The 20,310-nt window shown below is 60.2% G+C and carries 21 protein-coding genes; 19 read left to right on the forward strand and 2 right to left on the reverse strand.

Going from position 1 to position 20,310, the window contains the following annotated elements; genetic code table 11:
• Positions 1-99 precede the first annotated feature (99 nt).
• The 11 genes from CKW19_RS03460 to CKW19_RS03510 all read left to right on the forward strand — a co-directional run bounded on the left by CKW19_RS03460 (position 100) and on the right by CKW19_RS03510 (position 9,224).
• A complete protein-coding gene (locus tag CKW19_RS03460) occupies positions 100-735 on the forward strand; it encodes a MotA/TolQ/ExbB proton channel family protein (RefSeq protein WP_177408771.1) in 636 nt (211 codons plus the stop codon).
• A complete protein-coding gene (locus CKW19_RS03465) occupies positions 732-1,160 on the forward strand; it encodes a biopolymer transporter ExbD (protein ID WP_095056604.1) in 429 nt (142 codons plus the stop codon). Before CKW19_RS03460 ends, CKW19_RS03465 begins: the two co-directional genes overlap by 4 nt.
• Complete coding sequence (gene lpxK / locus CKW19_RS03470) at positions 1,160-2,170, forward strand: tetraacyldisaccharide 4'-kinase (protein ID WP_095056605.1); 1,011 nt, start codon at positions 1,160-1,162, stop codon at positions 2,168-2,170. The genes CKW19_RS03465 and lpxK overlap by 1 nt, the downstream gene beginning before the upstream one ends.
• A 24-nt stretch (positions 2,171-2,194) precedes the next feature.
• The gene (locus CKW19_RS03475) at positions 2,195-2,380 is read left to right on the forward strand and encodes a Trm112 family protein (RefSeq protein ID WP_095056606.1); all 186 of its coding nucleotides are present in this window, start codon (positions 2,195-2,197) and stop codon (positions 2,378-2,380) included.
• A complete protein-coding gene (gene kdsB / locus CKW19_RS03480) occupies positions 2,377-3,141 on the forward strand; it encodes a 3-deoxy-manno-octulosonate cytidylyltransferase (protein WP_095056607.1) in 765 nt (254 codons plus the stop codon). The genes CKW19_RS03475 and kdsB overlap by 4 nt, the downstream gene beginning before the upstream one ends.
• On the forward strand, positions 3,141-3,605 hold the full coding sequence (locus CKW19_RS03485) for a low molecular weight protein-tyrosine-phosphatase (protein WP_095056608.1): 465 nt from the start codon (positions 3,141-3,143) through the stop codon (positions 3,603-3,605). Before kdsB ends, CKW19_RS03485 begins: the two co-directional genes overlap by 1 nt.
• Complete coding sequence (gene murB / locus CKW19_RS03490) at positions 3,602-4,621, forward strand: UDP-N-acetylmuramate dehydrogenase (RefSeq protein ID WP_095056609.1); 1,020 nt, start codon at positions 3,602-3,604, stop codon at positions 4,619-4,621. Before CKW19_RS03485 ends, murB begins: the two co-directional genes overlap by 4 nt.
• A 244-nt stretch (positions 4,622-4,865) precedes the next feature.
• On the forward strand, positions 4,866-5,336 hold the full coding sequence (locus CKW19_RS03495) for a (2Fe-2S)-binding protein (RefSeq protein ID WP_095056610.1): 471 nt from the start codon (positions 4,866-4,868) through the stop codon (positions 5,334-5,336).
• Positions 5,333-7,654, forward strand: coding sequence for a xanthine dehydrogenase family protein molybdopterin-binding subunit (locus CKW19_RS03500; protein WP_095056611.1), 2,322 nt, complete (start codon positions 5,333-5,335; stop codon positions 7,652-7,654). Before CKW19_RS03495 ends, CKW19_RS03500 begins: the two co-directional genes overlap by 4 nt.
• The gene (locus CKW19_RS03505; RefSeq protein ID WP_095056612.1) at positions 7,654-8,637 is read left to right on the forward strand and encodes an XdhC family protein; all 984 of its coding nucleotides are present in this window, start codon (positions 7,654-7,656) and stop codon (positions 8,635-8,637) included. The genes CKW19_RS03500 and CKW19_RS03505 overlap by 1 nt, the downstream gene beginning before the upstream one ends.
• Complete coding sequence (locus CKW19_RS03510; protein WP_095056613.1) at positions 8,634-9,224, forward strand: nucleotidyltransferase family protein; 591 nt, start codon at positions 8,634-8,636, stop codon at positions 9,222-9,224. The genes CKW19_RS03505 and CKW19_RS03510 overlap by 4 nt, the downstream gene beginning before the upstream one ends.
• A gap of 133 nt (positions 9,225-9,357) precedes the next feature.
• Here CKW19_RS03510 and rne read toward each other — a convergent pair whose 3' ends face one another.
• A complete protein-coding gene (rne, locus tag CKW19_RS03515) occupies positions 9,358-12,537 on the reverse strand; it encodes a ribonuclease E (RefSeq protein ID WP_095056614.1) in 3,180 nt (1,059 codons plus the stop codon).
• A 700-nt stretch (positions 12,538-13,237) separates the two neighbouring features.
• On the opposite strand from rne, the gene rluC reads away from it, so the two are divergent.
• From rluC to CKW19_RS03530, 3 genes are read left to right on the forward strand one after another with little or no spacing between them, the layout of a single operon-like run.
• A complete protein-coding gene (gene rluC / locus CKW19_RS03520) occupies positions 13,238-14,209 on the forward strand; it encodes a 23S rRNA pseudouridine(955/2504/2580) synthase RluC (RefSeq protein WP_095056724.1) in 972 nt (323 codons plus the stop codon).
• Positions 14,196-14,855: an HAD-IA family hydrolase gene (locus tag CKW19_RS03525; RefSeq protein WP_095056615.1), complete on the forward strand. Its 660-nt coding sequence runs from the start codon at positions 14,196-14,198 to the stop codon at positions 14,853-14,855. The genes rluC and CKW19_RS03525 overlap by 14 nt, the downstream gene beginning before the upstream one ends.
• 24 nt (positions 14,856-14,879) lie before the next feature.
• Positions 14,880-15,869, forward strand: coding sequence for a S49 family peptidase (locus CKW19_RS03530; protein ID WP_095056616.1), 990 nt, complete (start codon positions 14,880-14,882; stop codon positions 15,867-15,869).
• Positions 15,870-16,000: 131 nt separating this feature from the next.
• Here the strand turns inward: CKW19_RS03530 and CKW19_RS03535 are convergent, their stop codons facing one another.
• Complete coding sequence (locus CKW19_RS03535; RefSeq protein WP_095056617.1) at positions 16,001-16,579, reverse strand: nucleoside triphosphate pyrophosphatase; 579 nt, start codon at positions 16,577-16,579, stop codon at positions 16,001-16,003.
• 105 nt (positions 16,580-16,684) lie between these two features.
• On the opposite strand from CKW19_RS03535, the gene CKW19_RS03540 reads away from it, so the two are divergent.
• The 5 genes from CKW19_RS03540 (at position 16,685) to fabG (ending at position 20,244) form a co-directional block, all read left to right on the forward strand.
• Positions 16,685-17,212, forward strand: a complete 528-nt coding sequence (locus CKW19_RS03540; RefSeq protein WP_008066540.1) for a YceD family protein — start codon at positions 16,685-16,687, stop codon at positions 17,210-17,212.
• 13 nt (positions 17,213-17,225) lie between these two features.
• On the forward strand, positions 17,226-17,408 hold the full coding sequence (gene rpmF / locus CKW19_RS03545) for a 50S ribosomal protein L32 (RefSeq protein ID WP_003179396.1): 183 nt from the start codon (positions 17,226-17,228) through the stop codon (positions 17,406-17,408).
• A gap of 4 nt (positions 17,409-17,412) precedes the next feature.
• Positions 17,413-18,423, forward strand: coding sequence for a phosphate acyltransferase PlsX (gene plsX / locus CKW19_RS03550; RefSeq protein WP_095056618.1), 1,011 nt, complete (start codon positions 17,413-17,415; stop codon positions 18,421-18,423).
• Positions 18,424-18,548: 125 nt separating this feature from the next.
• Positions 18,549-19,487, forward strand: a complete 939-nt coding sequence (fabD, locus tag CKW19_RS03555; RefSeq protein WP_095056619.1) for an ACP S-malonyltransferase — start codon at positions 18,549-18,551, stop codon at positions 19,485-19,487.
• 16 nt (positions 19,488-19,503) lie between these two features.
• Positions 19,504-20,244 carry a 3-oxoacyl-ACP reductase FabG gene (fabG, locus tag CKW19_RS03560; protein WP_007987168.1) on the forward strand — a complete coding sequence of 247 codons (741 nt, stop codon included), beginning with the start codon at positions 19,504-19,506 and terminating at the stop codon, positions 20,242-20,244.
• Positions 20,245-20,310 lie beyond the last annotated feature (66 nt).

Raw genomic sequence — 20,310 nt, forward strand, 5'->3', positions numbered from 1 at the left:
ACCCCCGGTTATTAAAGCCCGACCGGATGCGACATCACGGTCTTCGGTGCGCCGACCCCCTATGTTAGAGTGGCGCACTTTTTCGAGGGGATTGTCACTGTGTGGGAATTGGTCAAATCCGGCGGCTGGATGATGCTGCCGATCATTTTGAGTTCCATCGCCGCCATGGCGATTGTCGCCGAACGCCTCTGGACGCTGCGAGCCAGCCGTGTGACCCCGGAGCATTTGCTCGGGCAGGTCTGGGTCTGGATCAAGGACAAACAACTCAATAAAGAAAAACTCAAGGAACTGCGCCTCAACTCACCGTTGGGCGAGATCCTGGCGGCAGGCCTGGCCAACTCAAAACATGGTCGCGAGATCATGAAAGAGTGCATCGAAGAGGCCGCCGCGCGGGTCATTCACGAATTGGAGCGCTACATCAACGCCCTCGGCACCATCGCCGCCATGGCCCCGTTGCTGGGGTTGCTGGGTACGGTGTTGGGCATGATCGATATTTTCAGCGCGTTTACCGGCAACGGCATGACCACCAACGCCTCGGTACTGGCCGGTGGTATCTCCAAAGCCTTGATCACCACGGCCGCAGGCTTGATGGTCGGTATCCCGGCAGTGTTCTTCCACCGTTTCCTGCAACGCCGGATCGATGAACTGGTGGTCGGCATGGAGCAAGAGGCCATCAAACTGGTCGAGGTGGTTCAGGGCGACCGTGATGTGGACCTGTCCAGGAGCAAAGCGTGAAATTCCGCCGCAAACCACGGGAAACGGTGGACATCAACCTCGCGTCGCTGATCGACGTGGTGTTCATCCTGCTGCTGTTTTTCGTCGTGACCACCACCTTCACCCGTGAAACCCAGTTGCGCGTCGATCTGCCGGAAGCGATCAGCGGTTCGCCCGCGGAGGATCAGGACAAGCCGGTCGATATCACCATCAGTGCCGAAGGCGTGTTCTCGGTGAACAACCAGATCCTGCCGAAAAGCGACCTGGCCTCGCTGATGGAGGCGCTGCAGAAAGAATCCAATGGCGACACCAACCGACCGCTGTCGATCAGCGCGGATGGCAAGACTCAACATCAGTCCGTCATCATCGCCATGGACGCCGCCGGCAAACTCGGTTTCAGCCACTTGCGCATGACCACTGTCGAGGCGGCGCCTCCCGCGCCCTGATGGCCATGTCCGATCGATTGCTCGCCGCGTGGTATGACGGTCATCCGGCCCTGAAGCTGTTACAGCCACTGGAATGGTTGTACCGGCGCGTGGTCATGAACAAGCGCAAACGCTTTCTGGCGGGTGAGGGCGAGATCTATCAGCCGCCCGTGCCGCTGATCGTCGTTGGTAACATCACGGTCGGTGGCACCGGCAAGACACCGTTGATTTTGTGGATGATCGAGCATTGTCAGCGCAGTGGGCTGCGGGTCGGTGTGGTCAGCCGTGGTTACGGTGCCAAACCGCCGCAATTGCCATGGCGGGTCGAGACGGATCAAACCGCAGGCATCGCAGGCGATGAACCGCTGTTGATCGTCCAGCGCACAGGTGTGCCGCTGATGATCGACCCCAACCGCAGCAACGCCGTCAAAGCCCTGTTGGCCAGTGAACCGCTGGACCTGATCCTGTCTGACGACGGTATGCAGCACTATCGGCTGGCCCGGGATCTGGAGTTGGTACTGATCGACGCCGCCCGCGGACTGGGCAATCGGCGCTGCTTGCCGGCCGGGCCGTTGCGTGAACCGGTCGAACGTCTGCAAAGCGTTGACGCTGTGCTCTACAACGGCGCCCCGGCTGACCGCGACGATGGCTTTGCCTTCCAGTTGCAACCCTCCGAACTGGTTAACCTGCGCAGCGGCGAACGTCGGCCCCTCGATCACTTCCCCAAAGGCCAGGCCGTGCACGCCGTGGCCGGAATCGGCAACCCGCAGCGTTTCTTCAAAACCCTCGAAACGCTACACTGGCAGCCTGTTCCACATGCATTTGCCGACCACGCCGAATACAGCGTCGAGGCCTTGAATTTCACGCCGTCATTGCCGTTGGTGATGACGGAAAAGGACGCGGTGAAGTGCCGTGCCTTCGCCGCTGCCGATTGGTGGTACCTGGCGGTCGATGCTGCGCCGTCGCCGGCCTTCGTGGCCTGGTTCGATACGCAGTTGATGCGCCTGTTGCCGGCTCGTTTGTTGCCTTAATCCGTTTTTATCCAGGGAATGTTCATGGACACCAAATTGCTCGATATCCTCGCTTGCCCTGTCTGTAAAGGCCCGCTCAAGCTCAGCGCCGACAAGACCGAGCTGATCAGCAAAGGCGCAGGCCTGGCCTACCCGATTCGTGACGGCATCCCGGTGATGCTCGAATCCGAAGCGCGCACCCTGACCAACGACGAGCGCCTGGATAAATGACCACAGCCTTTACCGTCGTCATTCCGTCGCGTTATGCCTCGACCCGTCTGCCGGGCAAACCGATGCTGCTGATCGCCGGCAAGCCGATGATCCAGCATGTCTGGGAGCAGGCATGCAAAAGCAGCGCCGAGCGTGTGGTGGTTGCCACTGACGACGCGCGCATTATCGAGGCTTGCAAAAGCTTTGGCGCCGAAGTGGTGCTGACCCGTGAAGACCACAACTCCGGCACCGATCGCCTGGCCGAAGTGGCCGAGAAACTGGGGCTGGCGCCGGACGCCATCGTGGTCAACGTCCAGGGTGACGAACCGCTGATTCCGCCGAGCGTGATCGATCAGGTCGCCGCCAACCTGGCTGCCCACACCGAAGCGCGCATGGCCACGCTGGCCGAGCCGATCGAAGACGTGGAAACCCTGTTCAATCCGAACGTGGTCAAGGTGGTCAGCGACCTCAATGGTCTGGCACTGACCTTCAGCCGCGCCACGCTGCCTTGGGCGCGAGATGCCTTCGCCCAGAACCGCGAGCAGCTACCGGAAGGCGTGCCTTACCGTCGCCACATCGGCATCTATGCCTACCGCGCCGGTTTCCTGCATGACTTCGTCAGCTGGGGCCCGTGCTGGCTGGAAAACACCGAGTGCCTGGAGCAGCTGCGTGCCCTGTGGCACGGCGTGCGGATCCACGTTGCCGACGCGCTGATCGCACCACCGGCCGGTGTCGATACCATCGAAGACCTCGAGCGCGTTCGTCGCCTGCTGGAGGCCTGATGCGGGTTCTGTTTGTCTGCCTGGGCAACATCTGCCGTTCGCCCACGGCCGAAGGCGTGCTGCGCCATAAACTGCGTGAGGCGGGGTTGGCCAATCAAGTTGAAGTCGCCTCCGCCGGCACCGGTGACTGGCATGTCGGCAAAGCGCCGGACAAGCGCAGTCAGGCAGCGGCCAAGCTGCGCGGCTACGACCTGTCCGCCCAGCGCGCCCAGCAGGTCAGCCGCGCCGATTTCGCCACGTACGACCTGATCCTGGCGATGGACAACAGCAATCTGCGCAACCTCAAGGCCCTGCAACCGGCCAAGGGCAGGGCCGAGCTGGACCTGTTCCTGCGCCGCTATGAGTCGGAAGTCGATGAAGTGCCGGACCCGTATTACGACGGCGATCAAGGTTTCGAGCAGGTGCTGGACCTGATCGAGCGCGCCAGTGATTTGCTGGTGATCGAATTGAAGGGACGGTTATGAGTTTGCAGGTTCGGTCGCAGGTTTCGCTCAAGCCGTTCAACAGCTTCGGAGTGGACGTTCAGGCGCGGTTGTTCGCCGAGGCTCATAGCGACGCTGATGTGCGTGAGGCTTTGGCTTATGGCCGGGAGCACCAAGTGCCGGTGTTGGTGATCGGCGGCGGCAGCAATTTGCTGCTGACAGCGGATATCGACTCGCTGGTGCTGCGCATGGCCACCCGTGGCATTCGTGTGCTCAGCGATGACGGCAGCAAGGTGGTGATCGAAGCCGAAGCCGGTGAGCCGTGGCATCCGTTTGTGCAGCACACCTTGGCGCAAGGGTTGTCGGGGCTTGAAAACCTCAGCCTGATTCCGGGTACCGTCGGCGCCGCACCGATGCAGAACATCGGCGCCTACGGGGTCGAGATCAAGGACGTGTTCGCCGGTCTGACTGCCCTCGATCGCCAAAGCGGTGAACTGCGCGACTTCAGTCTGGAGGCGTGCAACTTCGCCTACCGCGACAGCCTGTTCAAACAGGAGCCGGGGCGATGGTTGATCCTGCGCGTGCGTTTCGTACTCGACCGCGCAGCGCATTTGCATCTTGAATACGGCCCGGTGCGCCAGCGCCTGACCGAGCAAGGTATCGAGCATCCAACCGCCACCGACGTCAGCCAGGCCATTTGCAGCATTCGCAGCGAAAAACTCCCGGACCCGGCCGTGCTCGGCAATGCCGGCAGTTTCTTCAAAAACCCGTTAGTGTCGGCCGCGCTGGCTGCACGGCTCAAGGGTGAGTACCCGGACCTGGTGGCCTACGCGCAACCCGATGGGCAGATGAAACTGGCCGCCGGATGGCTGATTGAGCGGGCAGGGTGGAAAGGTTTCCGTGATGCGGACGCGGGCGTGCATAAATTGCAGGCGCTGGTGCTGGTCAACTACGGCGGCGCCACCGGATTGCAATTGCTCCACCTGGCGCAACGCATCCAGAAAGACATTTCAGAACGTTTCCACGTCGATCTGGAAATGGAGCCGAATCGCTATTGAGGCTACGCTCTCAAGTCTGAATCCAAAGCCCTGTACCGTAACTAGTGCAGGGCTTTTTTGTTAATGCTGCGTTAACTTAGCGAGCTAACGATGCAATGCATTTACTCCATCAAAGGCCCGGTGCAGACGTGTTCGTCTGCACAAGAGAGCCCATTAGCCTGAGTCGATCTGCGTGATGCCAACCGCTGACCTTCCAGCGGCAGATTACTCGACCCCATAACCCGAACACTCTGCGGGCGTGCCCATGATTACCCTGAAACTCAACGGTCAGAACCATCAACTCGATGTCACCGAGGACATGCCGCTGCTCTGGGCAATCCGTGACGTCGCCGGCTACAACGGCACAAAATTCGGCTGCGGCATGGGCCTGTGCGGGGCGTGCACCATTCATATCGAAGGCGCTCCGGCGCGCAGTTGCATCACACCGATCGGTTCGGTCATCGGGCAGAACGTCACCACCATCGACAACCTGCACGCGGACCCGATTGGCAAAGTCGTGCAGCAAGCCTGGCTCGATAGCGCGGTGGCCCAATGCGGGTTTTGCCAAGGGGGGCAAATCATGTCCGCGACCGCGTTGCTCAAGATCCATCCGAACCCGAGCGACGAGCAGATCGAAGAAGCGATGGTCGGCAACATCTGCCGTTGCGGCACCTACAATCGCATCAAGACCGCCATCCGTCAGGCATCCACTCACCTGAAGGAGGCCAAGGCATGAGCCAGTTACCGAATGGCTTCGCCCTGAGCAACCTCAGTCGCCGAGGCTTCCTCAAGGGTGTCGGCGCCACTGGTGCATTGGTCGTTGCCGCCAGTTGGGGCTGGCAGGAGGCGTTTGCTGAAGAGAAAGAGAAAAAGTTCGGCGCCGACGGTATGCCCAACGGCTGGATCGATGACCCCAAGGTCTATGTGAGCATTGCCGCGGATGGCACGGTGACCGTGGTGTGCAACCGTTCGGAAATGGGCCAGGGCGTGCGCACCAGCCTGACCATGGTCGTGGCCGATGAACTGGAAGCCGATTGGGCGCGGGTCAAAGTACGGCAGGCGCCGGGTGACGAAGTGCGCTTCGGCAATCAGGACACTGACGGATCGCGCAGCATGCGCCACTGGTACGAACCGATGCGCCGTTGCGGTGCCGCCGCGCGGACCATGCTCGAACAAGCCGCCGCCGAGCAGTGGAAAGTGCCGGTCAGCGAATGCCATGCGCAACTGCACAAAGTCATCCATACACCGTCGGGCCGCGAGCTGGACTACGGCGCGCTGGCCGCTGCTGCCGGTGCCTTGGCTGTACCGGCACGCGACAGCCTCAAGCTCAAGCAGCCGTCGGAATTTCGCTACATCGGCAAGGAAGGCACCAAGGCCATCGACGGTGACGACATCGTCAATGGTCGTGCCGTGTATGGCGCCGATGTGCATTTCGACGGCATGTTGTTCGCGGTGATCGCCCGGCCTGCGGTCTATGGCGGCAAGGTCAAACGTTTCGATGGCAGTGCGGCGATGAAAGTCCCCGGTGTGCTGAAGGTCATTCAGATCGACAGCCGTCCGTTGCCTTCCGAGTTTCAACCGTTGGGCGGAATCGCCGTAGTGGCCAGTAATACCTGGGCCGCGATCAAGGGGCGCGAGGCGCTGAAGATCGAGTGGGACGACGGCCCTAATGCCAGCTATGACTCGATTGCCTACCGCAAGGAACTGGAAGCTGCTTCACTCAAACCCGGCAAAGTGGTGCGCAATACCGGCAACATCGACGAAGCCATGAGCAGCGCCGACAACACGCTGGAAGCGTCCTACTACCTGCCTCACTTGTCGCAATCGCCGATGGAACCGATGGTCGCCATCGCACGCTACAAGGATGGCGTCTGCGAAGCCTGGGGGCCGAGTCAGGCGCCACAGGTGAGCCGCCAGCGGATCGGCGAGCGCCTGGGATTGCCGTTGGACAAGGTCACGTTCAACGTAACCTTGCTGGGCGGCGGTTTCGGGCGCAAGTCCAAACCTGACTTCATCATCGAAGCCGCCATCCTGGCCAAGGAATTCCCCGGCAAAGCCGTGCGTGTGCAGTGGACCCGTGAAGACGACATCCACAATTCCTACTTCCACACCGTGTCGGTGGAATACCTCAAGGCCAGCCTGAACAAGGACGGCTTGCCCTCTGGCTGGTTGCACCGCACCGTGGCGCCGAGCATCACTGCGCTGTTTGCGCCGGGCATGAGCCATGAAGCGGCGTTCGAACTGGGCATGGGTTTCACCAACATGGCCTATGCCATTCCCAACATCCGCCTGGAAAACCCTGAAGCGACGGCACACACCCGGGTCGGCTGGTATCGCTCGGTGTCGAATATTCCCCATGGCTTTGCGGTCCAGAGTTTTATCGATGAACTGGCGCACAAGGCCGGACAGGACTCGCTCAAGTATCAGGTCAAATTGCTCGGCCCGGACCGTCAGATCGATCCGCGCACCTTGAGTGAAGAATGGAACTACGGTGAATCGCCGGAGCGTTATCCGATCGATACGGCACGCCTGCGTACGGTGCTGGAAACTGCCGCGAAGGCGGCCGGTTGGGGGCGCGAGTTGCCCAAAGGGCGAGGATTGGGTCTGGCGGTGCATTACAGTTTCGTGACGTACGTGGCAGCGGTGATCGAGGTTGAAGTCAAAGACGACGGCACGCTGATCGTGCACAAGGCCGATATTGCCGTCGATTGCGGACCGCAGATCAACCCCGAACGGATTCGCTCTCAATTCGAAGGCGCCTGTGTCATGGGGCTGGGCAACGCGGTGCTGGGTGAAATCAGCTTCAAGGACGGCAAGGTCCAGCAGGACAACTTCCACATGTACGAAGTGGCGCGCATGTCCCTGGCGCCGAAAGACATCGCCGTACACTTGGTGACCCCACCGGGCAACGTTCCGTTGGGCGGCGTCGGCGAACCGGGTGTGCCACCGATTGCCCCGGCGCTGTGCAATGCGATCTTCGCCGCCACCGGCCAACGCATTCGCAATTTGCCGGTTCGTTATCAGCTGTCGGGTTGGCAGAAGGCAGGCGCCTGATGGACAGCGCCGACCTGAATGTCCTGCGCAGCGTGTTGGAGTGGCGCCGCGCTGGTCAGCGGGTAATGTTGTACAGCGTCGCCCAGACCTGGGGCACCGCTCCCCGGGCGCCTGGGGCGATGCTGGCGCTGCGCGAGGACGGTGTGGTGATTGGCTCGGTCTCCGGTGGCTGCGTCGAAGATGATCTGATTGCACGGCAGCACGACGGTCGAATCCCGGTCGACGGGCCAGCGGTGCAACTGATTACCTACGGCATCACCCGTGAAGAGGCGGCGCGATTCGGCTTGCCGTGTGGCGGTACGCTGCGTTTGATCGAAGAGCGCGTCGATGATGCGGCCTGGGTCGAGCAATTGCTGGTCCACTGTGAGGCCCATGAAATCGTCGCACGGGAACTCAACCTTGAAACCGGCCAAGTGATTTTGACGCCAGCCAGCAAGTCGGACGTGTTGATGTTCGACGGGCAGACCTTGCGCGCAATTTATGGTCCGCGTTGGCGTCTGTTGTTGATTGGCGCGGGGCAGCTGTCCCGGTATGTCGCCGAAATGGCCCGGTTGCTGGATTTTGAAGTACTGATCTGCGACCCGCGCACCGAGTTCGTCTATGGCTGGGAAGCGCAGCACGGACGTTTTGTCTCGGGCATGCCCGACGAGGCCGTCCTGAGTATCCAGACCGACGAACGCACGGCCATCGTCGCCCTGACTCACGACCCGCGCCTGGACGACATGGCGCTGCTGACAGCCCTCGATTCCAAGGCGTTCTATGTCGGCGCACTGGGCTCACGGATCAACAGCCAGAAACGCCGGGACAACCTGGCTCAACTGGGTTTGTCACAACAGGCCATCGCTCGATTGCACGGCCCGATCGGTCTGCATATCGGTAGTCATAATCCAGCGGAAATCGCCTTGTCGCTCATGGCCGAAATCGTGGCGATCAAAAATGGCGTCGAGTTGAAACAGAAGAAACCGTTGCAGGAGGATGTATGAGCGAGCCCATCGGCGTCATTGTGCTGGCAGCGGGGCAGGGGAGTCGGTTTCGCCAGGTCGCCGGTGCCGAGAAAGACAAGTTGCTGGCTGACTGCGTCGGTCGAGATGGCGCGGTTCGATCTGTCATTGAGCAGGTGCTGGTCAATCTGCCGGCAACCCTGGAGAAGCGGGTGTTGGTAACCACCGCTGACCGCCCGCAAGTGATCCGCATGGCAAAGGCTTATGGTTGCGCGATCGTGCTGATCGAGTCCACTGGAATGGGCGACAGCATTGCCGCGGGTGTGGCTGCGTGCGGGGAGCTCGGGGGATGGTTGATGGTGTTGGGGGATATGCCGTTTGTTTTGCCGTCGACTATCGAGCAAATTGTGGTTCAAGTTGCTGAAGATGGTATCAGTGTCCCGGTACATGATGGTGACTACGGGCATCCGGTCGGTTTCGGTCGCAGTTTTGGACCTGGCTTGATGGCGCTTTCGGGAGATCGGGGAGCCAAGCCCTTGTTTGCGCAGGGGCGAGTGGTTGAGGTTTCGGTGGATGATCCCGGGGTTTTGTGGGATGTGGATGTGCCGGAGAAGTTGGTCTTTGGGTGAAATCAAAAAGATCGCAGCCTTCGGCAGCTCCTGCGTCGAGCATCTGTAGGCGCTGCCGAAGGCTGCGGGATCTTTATTGCAATAAAAAGCCCCGCCTGGATCACCAGGCGGGGCTTTTTAGTCAGCGTCGGAATCAGACGAGCGGTTTAGGCTCGTGTTCTTTTTCCTCGGCTTGTTCGTGTTGCTCTACGGCTTCCTGAACCGAGCGCGGTGCTTCTTCGATCACGGATTCAACCGTCTCGGCAGGTGCTGCCTCAACCGCTTCAGCCACGATCGGAGTCGGTGCAGCAGCGGCGGCCAGTTCGGCTTCCTTCTGCAGACGCTCTTCTTCACGCTTGCGACGACGCACTTCGCGTGGATCGTTAGGCGCGCGACCACTTGGCGTCAGGGCGCTGACTTGGGCAGCTTCCACGACAGGTGTGGTCACTTCAGCGACGACCGGTGCAACTTCGGCAACAACTGGCGCTTCAACAACTGGCGCAGGCTCGGCAGCAGCAACCACAGGTTCGGAAACCATCGCTTGCGCTACTTCAGGTTCAGCGACTGGCACCGGTGCTGGTGTTTCAGCGGCAGCAGGCTCGGCAACCCAGTTGAATGCGGTTTGCTCTTCGCGAACTTCACGAACGGTTTCAGACACGGTTTCAACAACCGGTTCCGCAACCACGGCGGGTTCGGCAGCGGCTTCAACAACAGGCTGTGCTGGTGCGACTTCGACTTCTGGCGCGGCAGTGACTTCGACCGGCGTGGTCGCTTCAACAGCTGGCGCTTCGACCGGAGCCGTTTCCAGGGTGGAGGCAGTCGCGCGTTCGGCTTGCTCGTTGGCCTGTGCTTCGGCTGGAGCACTGATCACGCTGCTGGCAACGGCTGCGGTAACAGCCAGGCCGGCGGCCAGATCGGCAGTGCTTGGTGCTTCAGGGCCTTCGGCGCCTTCGTTACCTTCGGAATCTTCCGAACCTTCGATCACGTTGCCGTTGGCGTCACGTTGACGCTCGCGACGGTTGCTGCGACGACGCTGACCACGGGAGCGGCGGCGTGGACGATCGCCTTCGGCGCCATCCTGACCGTCTTCCTGCAGTTGCTCTTCGCTGGTCGGCAGTTCTTCTTCGGCGACGGCGGCAGCGGCTTGCTCGGTACGTGGCTGGCGTTCTTCACGCGGTGGGCGTGGAGCACGTTCTTCACGTGGCTGGCGGGCCGGACGCTCTTCAGCGGTGACAGCTGCAACTGGAGCTGGAGCGGCGGCTGGCGTGGTATCCAGAGGTTCGCGCAGTTCACGAACGCGTTCTTCACGCTCGCCACGTGGCTTGCGATCTTCACGCGGTGCGCGCGGTGCACGTTCTTCACGAGGTGCGCGAGGTGCGCGTTCTTCGCGGGCTACGGCCGGCGTTTCTTCACGGGTTTCGCGTGGCTGACGCTCTTCACGCGGTTCACGTGGGGCGCGTTCTTCACGCGGAGCACGTTCTTCACGAGGCTTGCGCTCTTCATCGCGGCGACCGTTACGGTTGCGGCTCTGCTGGCGACCGTTGCGACGCTCTTCGTTACGGGCCGGGCGCTCGGTGGTCGCAGGCTTTTCAACCACGGTCGGAGCAACAGGCTCTTCCTTGGTGGCGAACAGGCTGACCAGCGACTTCACCAGGCCTTTGAACAGGCTTGGCTCAGGCACTGCAACCGGAGCAGGGGCCGGAGCGGCGACTTCGGTCGGAACCGGAGCGTTGGCGCGGGCCGGTGCGGTCTTGACGGCGGCTTCCTGGCGAACCAGGGTGCGGGTCGCGGCGGCTGGCTGGACTTCTTCCACATCGGCAGCGGCAGCAGCGATTTCGTAGCTGGACTGGTTGGTCGCGGCTTCCGGGCTGTCATCACGCAGACGCTGCACTTCGAAGTGCGGCGTTTCGAGGTGATCGTTCGGCAGAATGACGATGCGGGCACGGGTGCGCAGTTCGATCTTGGTGATCGAGTTGCGTTTTTCGTTGAGCAGGAACGCGGCCACCGGGATCGGCACTTGTGCGCGAACTTCGGCGGTACGGTCTTTCAGGGCTTCTTCTTCGATCAGGCGCAGGATCGCCAGGGACAGCGATTCAACGTCACGGATGATGCCGGTGCCGTTGCAACGCGGGCAGACGATGCCGCTGCTTTCGCCCAGGGACGGACGCAGGCGCTGACGGGACATTTCCAGCAGGCCGAAGCGCGAGATACGACCGACTTGCACGCGAGCGCGGTCGGCTTCCAGGCATTCGCGGACTTTCTCTTCCACGGCACGCTGGTTCTTGGCTGGGGTCATGTCGATGAAGTCGATGACGATCAGGCCGCCGATGTCGCGCAGGCGCAACTGACGGGCGATTTCTTCGGCGGCTTCAAGGTTGGTCTGCAGCGCGGTTTCTTCGATGTCGCTGCCTTTGGTGGCGCGCGCCGAGTTGATGTCGATGGACACCAGGGCTTCGGTCGGATCGATGACGATGGAACCGCCGGAAGGCAGTTCAACGACGCGCTGGAAAGCGGTCTCGATCTGGCTTTCGATCTGGAAGCGGTTGAACAGCGGAACGCTGTCTTCGTACAGCTTGATCTTGCTGGCGTACTGCGGCATCACCTGGCGAATGAAGGTCAGGGCTTCGTCCTGGGCTTCAACGCTGTCGATCAGCACTTCGCCGATGTCCTGGCGCAGGTAATCGCGGATGGCGCGGATGATCACGTTGCTTTCCTGGTAGATCAGGAACGGCGCGGAACGATCCAGCGAGGCTTCTTTGATGGCGGTCCAGAGTTGCAGCAGGTAGTCGAGGTCCCACTGCATTTCTTCGCTGCTGCGGCCCAGGCCGGCAGTGCGCACGATCAGACCCATGTCAGCCGGGGCAACCAGGCCGTTCAGGGCTTCACGCAGTTCATTGCGCTCTTCGCCTTCGATGCGACGGGAGATACCGCCGGCACGCGGGTTGTTCGGCATCAGAACGAGATATCGACCGGCCAGGCTGATGAAGGTGGTCAGGGCGGCGCCCTTGTTGCCACGTTCTTCTTTTTCGACCTGAACGATGACTTCCTGGCCTTCGCTCAGGACGTCCTTGATGTTGACGCGGCCTTCAGGGGCTTTCTTGAAGTATTCGCGGGAGATTTCTTTGAGGGGCAGGAAGCCGTGGCGCTCAGAGCCGAAATCGACAAAGGCAGCCTCGAGGCTTGGTTCGATGCGAGTAATCCGGCCTTTATAGATGTTGGCCTTCTTCTGCTCGCGTGCACCGGATTCGATGTCCAGGTCGTAGAGGCGTTGGCCATCTACCAGTGCAACACGCAACTCTTCGGGTTGAGTTGCGTTAATCAGCATTCTTTTCATGTAGTACCGTCGGTTTCCGGGCTGCCGGAAACGGCGTTCGGCACACACGACTTCTCACGGTCGGTGTCAGGTGCGTCGGGAGTGGTTGGCCATTCCCGTGTCCAGCGAAGTCTGGCCAATGTGGGCCTTCATCGCGACGTACGCGTCCTGCTTGCTGTGGCTACTTAAGCACTCAGTCAGGAGGAGGAATCAACCAGCGGCTGTGGACGAGATGAAGCGTCTTGATAAAGCCTATTGCTACACAGTCCAGCGGTTGTGCATCTCCACCCTACACGTATCCCTGATAATTCGGGTGCTGCCGCGCGCAGAATCCGCAGCGGGTTGGCATTTACCGTGAGCTCCGAAAGGGGAGGTCACGCATCATGGCTAATTTAGGCGTTGTTTCCGAAGCGTTCGCTCGGGGTCATTCGCAGCTGACTGCACTTTGTGAACTGGCCGTGAATATGGCTTGCAAAACGAGTGAGATACTCCGTTTTGCAGCGTGATTCAGGCCTCATGTCACCTGCGCTCGTTACACCTGCAAACTCCACCGTTACGTAGCGAAAGCCCCGTAGGACGGCCTCGCGTCCTGGTGAATTGCGTTGGTCAGGGCCGGTTTTTGACCGATGGTCCGCTGTCCAGGCCGCTTTTGGCGGCGTTCGCGACTATAGCAGCAATGATTAAGTGCTTCAATTCCATAAAAATTGTTATCATCCGCGGCATGACGACGACTACCCTCCCGACTCCAAGCGTACAACTGCTTGAGGTCTCGCCGGAATATGCCGGCCAACGCATCGACAACTTCCTTCTTGCACGGCTCAAAGGTGTGCCCAAGACCTTGATTTACCGCATCTTGCGCAAAGGCGAAGTGCGTGTGAACAAGGGGCGGATCAAGCCCGAATACAAGCTGCAGGCGGGCGATATCGTGCGCGTGCCGCCGGTTCGTGTGCCTGAGCGCGACGAGCCGGTACCGCTGGCTCAGGGCCTGCTTCAGCGCCTCGAAGCCTCGATTGTCTTCGAAGACAAGGCGTTGATCGTGATCAACAAGCCTTGCGGTATCGCCGTTCACGGCGGCAGCGGCTTGAATTACGGCGTCATCGAAGCCTTTCGTCAGTTGCGTCCCGATTGCAAGGAGCTCGAACTGGTTCACCGCCTCGACCGTGACACTTCCGGCCTGCTGATGATCGCCAAGAAGCGCAGCATGCTGCGTCATTTGCACACAGCCTTGCGCGGCGATGGCGGCGATGGCGTCGATAAGCGCTATATGGCGCTGGTTCGCGGTAACTGGGCGTCCTCGATCAAGCAAGTTCGAGCGTCGCTCGGCAAGAGCAATCTGCGCTCCGGTGAGCGCATGGTCGAGGTCGACGAGGAGGAGGGCAAGGAGTCTGTGACCGTGTTCAAGGTCCTGCGTCGTTTTGGCGACTTTGCCACCCTGATCGAAGCCAAGCCGATCACCGGCCGCACTCACCAGATTCGTGTCCATACCTTGCACGCGGGTCACTGCATTGCTGGTGACACCAAATACGGTGATGACGATTTCAGCAAGGAAATTCGCGATCTGGGCGGCAAGCGCCTGTTCCTGCACGCCTACATGCTGACTGTGCCGTTACCGGATGGTGGTGAGCTGAAGCTTCAGGCGCCGGTAGACGAAATGTGGGCCAAGACCGTGGAGCGATTGAGTGCGCCCATCTGACTACAAGCTGCTGATTTTTGATTGGGATGGCACCCTGGCCGACTCCATCGGTCGGATTGTCGAAGCGATGCATGTGGCATCCGAGCGCTCCGGTTTTCAATTGTGCGATGACTTTTCCGTCAAGGGCATCATCGGACTGGGGTTGCCCGAGGCGATTCGCACGTTGTATCCGCATATTGGCGATGACGAGCTCGTCGCGTTTCGTCAGCACTATGCTGATCACTACATCGCATCGGAAGCTGTGCCGTCGCCGTTGTTCGAGGGTGTTGTCGAGTCGATGGCAGCCTTTCGCAATGAGGGTTATCACTTGGCGGTGGCCACCGGCAAGGCTCGTCGCGGGCTGGATCGGGTGCTCAAGGCGCACGGCTGGGAAGATTACTTCGATGTCACTCGTGCGGCAGATGAAACGGCCAGCAAGCCTCATCCTCTGATGCTGGAAGAAATCCTTGCTCATTGCGGCGTTTCTGCGCAGCAGGCGCTGATGGTCGGGGATTCGTCGTTTGATCTGCAAATGGCACGCAATGCCGGCATGGATTCAGTTGCGGTGAGCTATGGTGCTCAATCCATTGAGGCGCTGAAGCTGTTTGAGCCGCGGCTGTCCATAGATCGTTTTTCCGAATTGCACGCCTGGCTTCGTCAGGCTTAATACGTTTTTGCTGGGGTGTATGGCATGACCGACGAATGGAAAGCGCCTGCCAAGGCGAGCGCTGATGACGGTGACGCGAAAAGCTGGAAGCTGCTGGAAAAGACCTTGCTGTCCAGCGTGCAGGAACAGCGCCGGTCCCGTCGCTGGGGAATATTCTTCAAGCTGCTGACCTTTGTGTACCTGTTCGGTGCATTGGCGCTGTTTTCGCCGTTGATGGACATGGAAAAGGCGGCAACTCGCAGTGGCAACTACACCGCGTTGATCGACGTGACCGGTGTGATCGCCGACAAGGAGCCGGCCAGTGCCGACAACATCGTTGGCAGCCTGCGCGCAGCTTTCGAGGATGAAAAGGTCAAGGGTGTCATTCTGCGCATCAACAGTCCGGGCGGCAGTCCGGTGCAGTCGGGTTACGTCTATGACGAGATCCGCCGCCTGCGTGGCCTGCATCCGGAGATCAAGCTGTACGCGGTCATTTCTGATCTGGGGGCTTCCGGGGCGTATTACATCGCCAGTGCCGCCGACCAGATCTACGCGGACAAAGCGAGTCTCGTGGGCTCCATTGGTGTGACGGCGGCCGGTTACGGTTTTGTCGGTACCATGGAGAAACTGGGTGTCGAGCGTCGCACATACACCTCGGGCGAGCATAAATCGTTCCTCGACCCGTTCCAGCCGCAGAAGTCGGAAGAAACGGTGTTCTGGCAAGGTGTGCTCGATACGACGCACAAACAGTTCATCAACAGCGTCAAGCAGGGGCGCGGCGATCGCCTGAAGGACAAGGAGCATCCGGAGTTGTTTTCCGGTCTGGTCTGGTCCGGCGAGCAGGCGCTGCCGCTAGGGCTTGTCGATGGATTGGGCAGTGCCAGTTCGGTTGCGCGGGATGTGATCGGCGAGAAAGAGCTGGTGGACTTTACCGTTCAGGAGTCGCCATTCGATCGCTTCTCGAAGAAGCTGGGCGCCAGCGTGGCTGAGCATCTGGCGATGTGGATGGGGTTTAACGGTCCGTCGCTGCGCTGATCTTTTGATTGCACAAAAAAACCGGCCATTGCCGGTTTTTTTGCCTTCCCATGACCTGTAGGCGCTGGCTTGCCAGCGATGGCGGCATACCTGGCGCGCCGCGTCGCCCCGGTTCGCCAGCAAGCCGGCTCCTACGGGATTTGCACGCCTTCAGCCAGCAACATGTCGATCAGGCGAATCAATGGCAGGCCGACGAGGCTGGTCGCGTCAGGCCCTTCGGTGCTTTGAAACAGGCTGACGCCCAGACCCTCGGCCTTGAAGCTGCCAGCGCAGTCGTAGGGCTGTTCGGCGCGCAGGTAGCGTTCAATTCGTGCGGTGTCGAGTGTGCGCATGTGTACCGTGAATGGCACGCAGTCGACCTGGCAATGGCCGGTCTGGCTGTTCAGCAGGGCCAGTCCGGTCAGGAATGTCACGCTGGTGCCGCTTGAGGCCTGGAGTTGCTCTCGGGCTTTTTCGAAGGTGTGTGGCTTGCCGATAATGCGGTTGCCCAATACGGCGACCTGATCTGAGCCGATAATCAGATGAGCGGTATGGCTGTCCGCCAGGGCGCGCGCCTTCTCTTCGGCCAGGCGTTTGACCAGCTCGATGGCGGGCTCGCCGGGGCGATGGCTCTCGTCGATATCCGGCGAGCTGCACGTAAAGGGCAGCTGCAAACGGGTCAGTAATTCCCGGCGATAAGCTGAGCTGGAAGCGAGTAATAAAGGCAGCATGCGCAACTCCAAATGACAGTCGTGAATTCTAGCGGGGCTTCCAAGTGACGGACAGGGCTGAATTTCCTTTGACATGGCCGGGTGCATCCCTATAATGCTGCGCCTATGTTGAATGACCCGATTCCACCTCACGTTGACCCGCGCAAATTGGCTGATCGTGGCACCACCCTCCAAGGTGAAATGCTGCTGGCCGATTTGAAGAGACTCTGCGACCCGCTTTCCGACAATGTCGGTACGGTGCAGGCTAAATTCGTTTTTGAACGAGATGAACGTAAATCTGTGGTCATCCACAGTTTTATCGACACCGAGGTCAAAATGGTTTGCCAGCGTTGTCTTGAGCTGGTCACCCTGCCGATCCATAGCGAATGCAGTTACGCTGTGGTGAAGGAGGGTGCGAATACCCAGTCGTTGCCGAAAGGTTATGACGTGCTGGAACTGGGCGAAGATCCTTTGGATCTGCAGTCACTGATCGAGGAGGAGCTTCTGCTCGCCTTGCCCATTGTGCCTGCTCATCATCCGGAAGAATGCCAGCAGCCGGCGGGAGCAGATGAGCCCGAACCGAGCGAGGACGAGGTAACGCGGTCCAACCCGTTCAGTGTATTGGCGCAGTTAAAGCGTGACCCAAACGTTTAGGAGTTAATCAATTATGGCTGTTCAGCAGAACAAAAAATCCCGCTCTGCCCGTGACATGCGCCGTTCGCACGACGCTCTCGAGGCTAGCACCCTGTCTGTAGAAAAAACCACCGGTGAAGTTCACCTGCGTCACCACGTATCGCCAGAAGGCGTATACCGTGGCCGTAAAGTGATCGACAAGGGCGCTGACGAGTAATCACTTGTCTGCTCAAGTCATCGCGATTGACGCAATGGGCGGGGACTTCGGTCCCCGCAGCATTGTTCAGGCCAGCTTCGCTTGTCTGGCTGCTACCCCCTCGCTGCACCTGATCCTCGTCGGTCAACCCTCCCTTCTTGAAGAACTGATCGCTGGCCATTCGGCTGTGGATCGCGCACGCCTGTCGATTGCTCCGGCGTCCGAAGTCATCACCATGGACGAAAAACCTGCCCAGGCCCTGCGAGGCAAGCCCGACTCATCCATGCGCGTGGCGCTCGAGTTGCTGCGCGATGACAAGGTCCAGGCCTGCGTCAGTGCCGGCAATACCGGTGCGTTGATGGCGCTGTCGCGTTTTGTGCTCAAGACCTTGCCGGGCATTGATCGGCCGGCCATGGTGGCGGCCATTCCGACACAGAAGGGTTATTGCCAGTTGCTCGATCTGGGTGCCAACGTCGATTGCAGCGCGGAACATCTGTTGCAGTTCGCTGTGATGGGCTCGGTCGCAGCGGAAACGCTGGGCATTGCTCGTCCGCGCGTGGCGTTGTTGAATATCGGCACCGAGGACATCAAGGGAAATCAGCAGGTCAAGCTGGCCGCCACGTTGTTGCAGGCAGCCCGAGGTATCAATTACATCGGTTTTGTCGAAGGTGATGGTTTGTACCGTGGCGAAGCTGATGTGGTGGTGTGCGACGGATTTGTCGGCAATATCCTGCTCAAATCCAGCGAAGGCCTGGCGACCATGATTGCCGGGCGTATCGAAGCGTTGTTCAGGCAGAGTGTTGCTTCGCGCATGGTCGGTGCATTGGCGTTGCCGCTGATGAAGCGCTTGCAGGCTGACCTGGCGCCCGCGCGGCACAACGGTGCGAGCTTTCTCGGCTTGCAGGGCATTGTCGTGAAAAGCCACGGATCTGCCGGGGTGCAGGGCTTTCAAAGTGCCATTCAGCGCGCGCTGATCGAAATTCAGGAAAACCTGCCAGAACGCATTCACGGTCGTCTGGAGGATTTGTTGCTTTAGGCGTTTTCGTCGGACAATGCTTAAATGTGACTGCTCGGTTCGAGTCACCATCCAACTGTCAGTTTCTTGCGTCCCAAAAGCGGGGCGTCAACTCTCCGACGACAAGATCATTAGGGGCTTGTTACATGTCTGCTTCCCTCGCATTCGTCTTTCCAGGACAGGGTTCGCAGTCCCTCGGCATGCTGGCCGAGTTGGGCGCACAACACCCGGTTGTCCTCGAAACATTCAAAGAAGCTTCCGATGCTCTGGGTTACGACCTGTGGGCACTGACCCAGCAAGGGCCGGAAGAGCAACTCAATCAGACCGATAAAACCCAGCCGGCCATTCTGACCGCCTCGATCGCCCTGTGGCGCCTGTGGCTGGCCGAAGGTGGTGCGCGTCCGGCTTACGTTGCCGGGCACAGCCTGGGTGAATACAGCGCGCTGGTCGCTGCCGGCAGCCTGAGCCTGGGTGACGCGGTGAAACTGGTCGAGCGTCGTGGTCAGTTGATGCAGGAGGCCGTTCCGGCCGGGCAGGGCGGCATGGCCGCCATCCTGGGTCTGGAAGATGCGGACGTACTGGCCGCCTGTGCCGAAGCGGCGCAAGGCGACGTGGTCAGCGCGGTGAACTTCAACTCCCCGGGTCAGGTCGTCATCGCTGGCGCCAAGGCTGCGGTCGAGCGCGCTATTGAAGGTTGCAAGGCGCGGGGTGCCAAGCGCGCCATGCCATTGCCGGTCAGCGTGCCATCGCACTGCGAACTGATGCGTCCGGCCGCCGAGCGTTTCGCCGAGTCGATCGCCGCGATCGACTGGCAAGTCCCACAAATTCCCGTTGTGCAGAACGTCAGTGCCGAAGTGCCGGGCGATCTGGAAACCCTCAAGCGTGATTTGCTTGAGCAGCTCTACAAGCCAGTACGCTGGGTTGAATCGGTCCAGGCGCTGGCCGCCAAGGGTGCGACCCAACTGGTCGAGTGCGGTCCGGGCAAAGTACTGGCCGGTCTGAACAAGCGCTGTGCTGAAGGCGTGTCGACATCCAACCTCAATACCCCAGACGCTTTCGCTGCCGCTCGTGCAGCGTTGGCCTGAATCAGGAGAAGCTTGCATGAGTCTGCAAGGTAAAGTTGCACTGGTCACCGGTGCAAGCCGTGGCATCGGCCAGGCTATCGCCCTGGAACTGGGTCGTCAGGGCGCCATCGTAGTGGGCACCGCGACCTCTGCGTCGGGTGCTGAGCGTATTGCCGCTACCCTGAAAGAAAACGGTATCCAGGGGACTGGCCTGGAACTCAATGTCACCAGTGACGAGTCCGTTGCAAGTGTTCTGGCAAGCATTCAGGAGCAGTTCGGTGCGCCGGCAATCCTGGTCAACAATGCCGGCATCACCCGCGATAACCTGATGATGCGTATGAAAGACGACGAGTGGCATGACGTTGTCGATACCAACCTGAACAGTCTGTTCCGCCTGTCCAAGGGCGTTTTGCGTGGTATGACCAAGGCCCGTTGGGGTCGAATTATCAGTATTGGTTCGGTTGTGGGTGCCATGGGCAACGCAGGCCAAGTAAACTACGCTGCCGCCAAGGCCGGTCTGGAAGGTTTCAGCCGTGCACTGGCGCGTGAAGTCGGTTCGCGTTCGATTACGGTAAACTCGGTGGCCCCAGGGTTCATCGATACCGATATGACCCGTGAACTGCCCGAGGCGCAGCGTGAAGCCTTGCAGACGCAGATTCCGCTGGGCCGTCTGGGACAAGCTCAAGAGATCGCGTCCGTGGTCGCTTTTCTTGCGTCGGACGGTGCGGCTTACGTTACCGGAGCTACAATCCCGGTGAACGGCGGGATGTACATGTAATTCAAATGTGACGGATTGCTTCAAAAAAATGTCATACGAGCTGTCTAAAATCCGTTATAAAGCTGC

Source organism: Pseudomonas sp. Irchel s3f7, from assembly GCF_900187615.1.
GTDB lineage: Bacteria > Pseudomonadota > Gammaproteobacteria > Pseudomonadales > Pseudomonadaceae > Aquipseudomonas.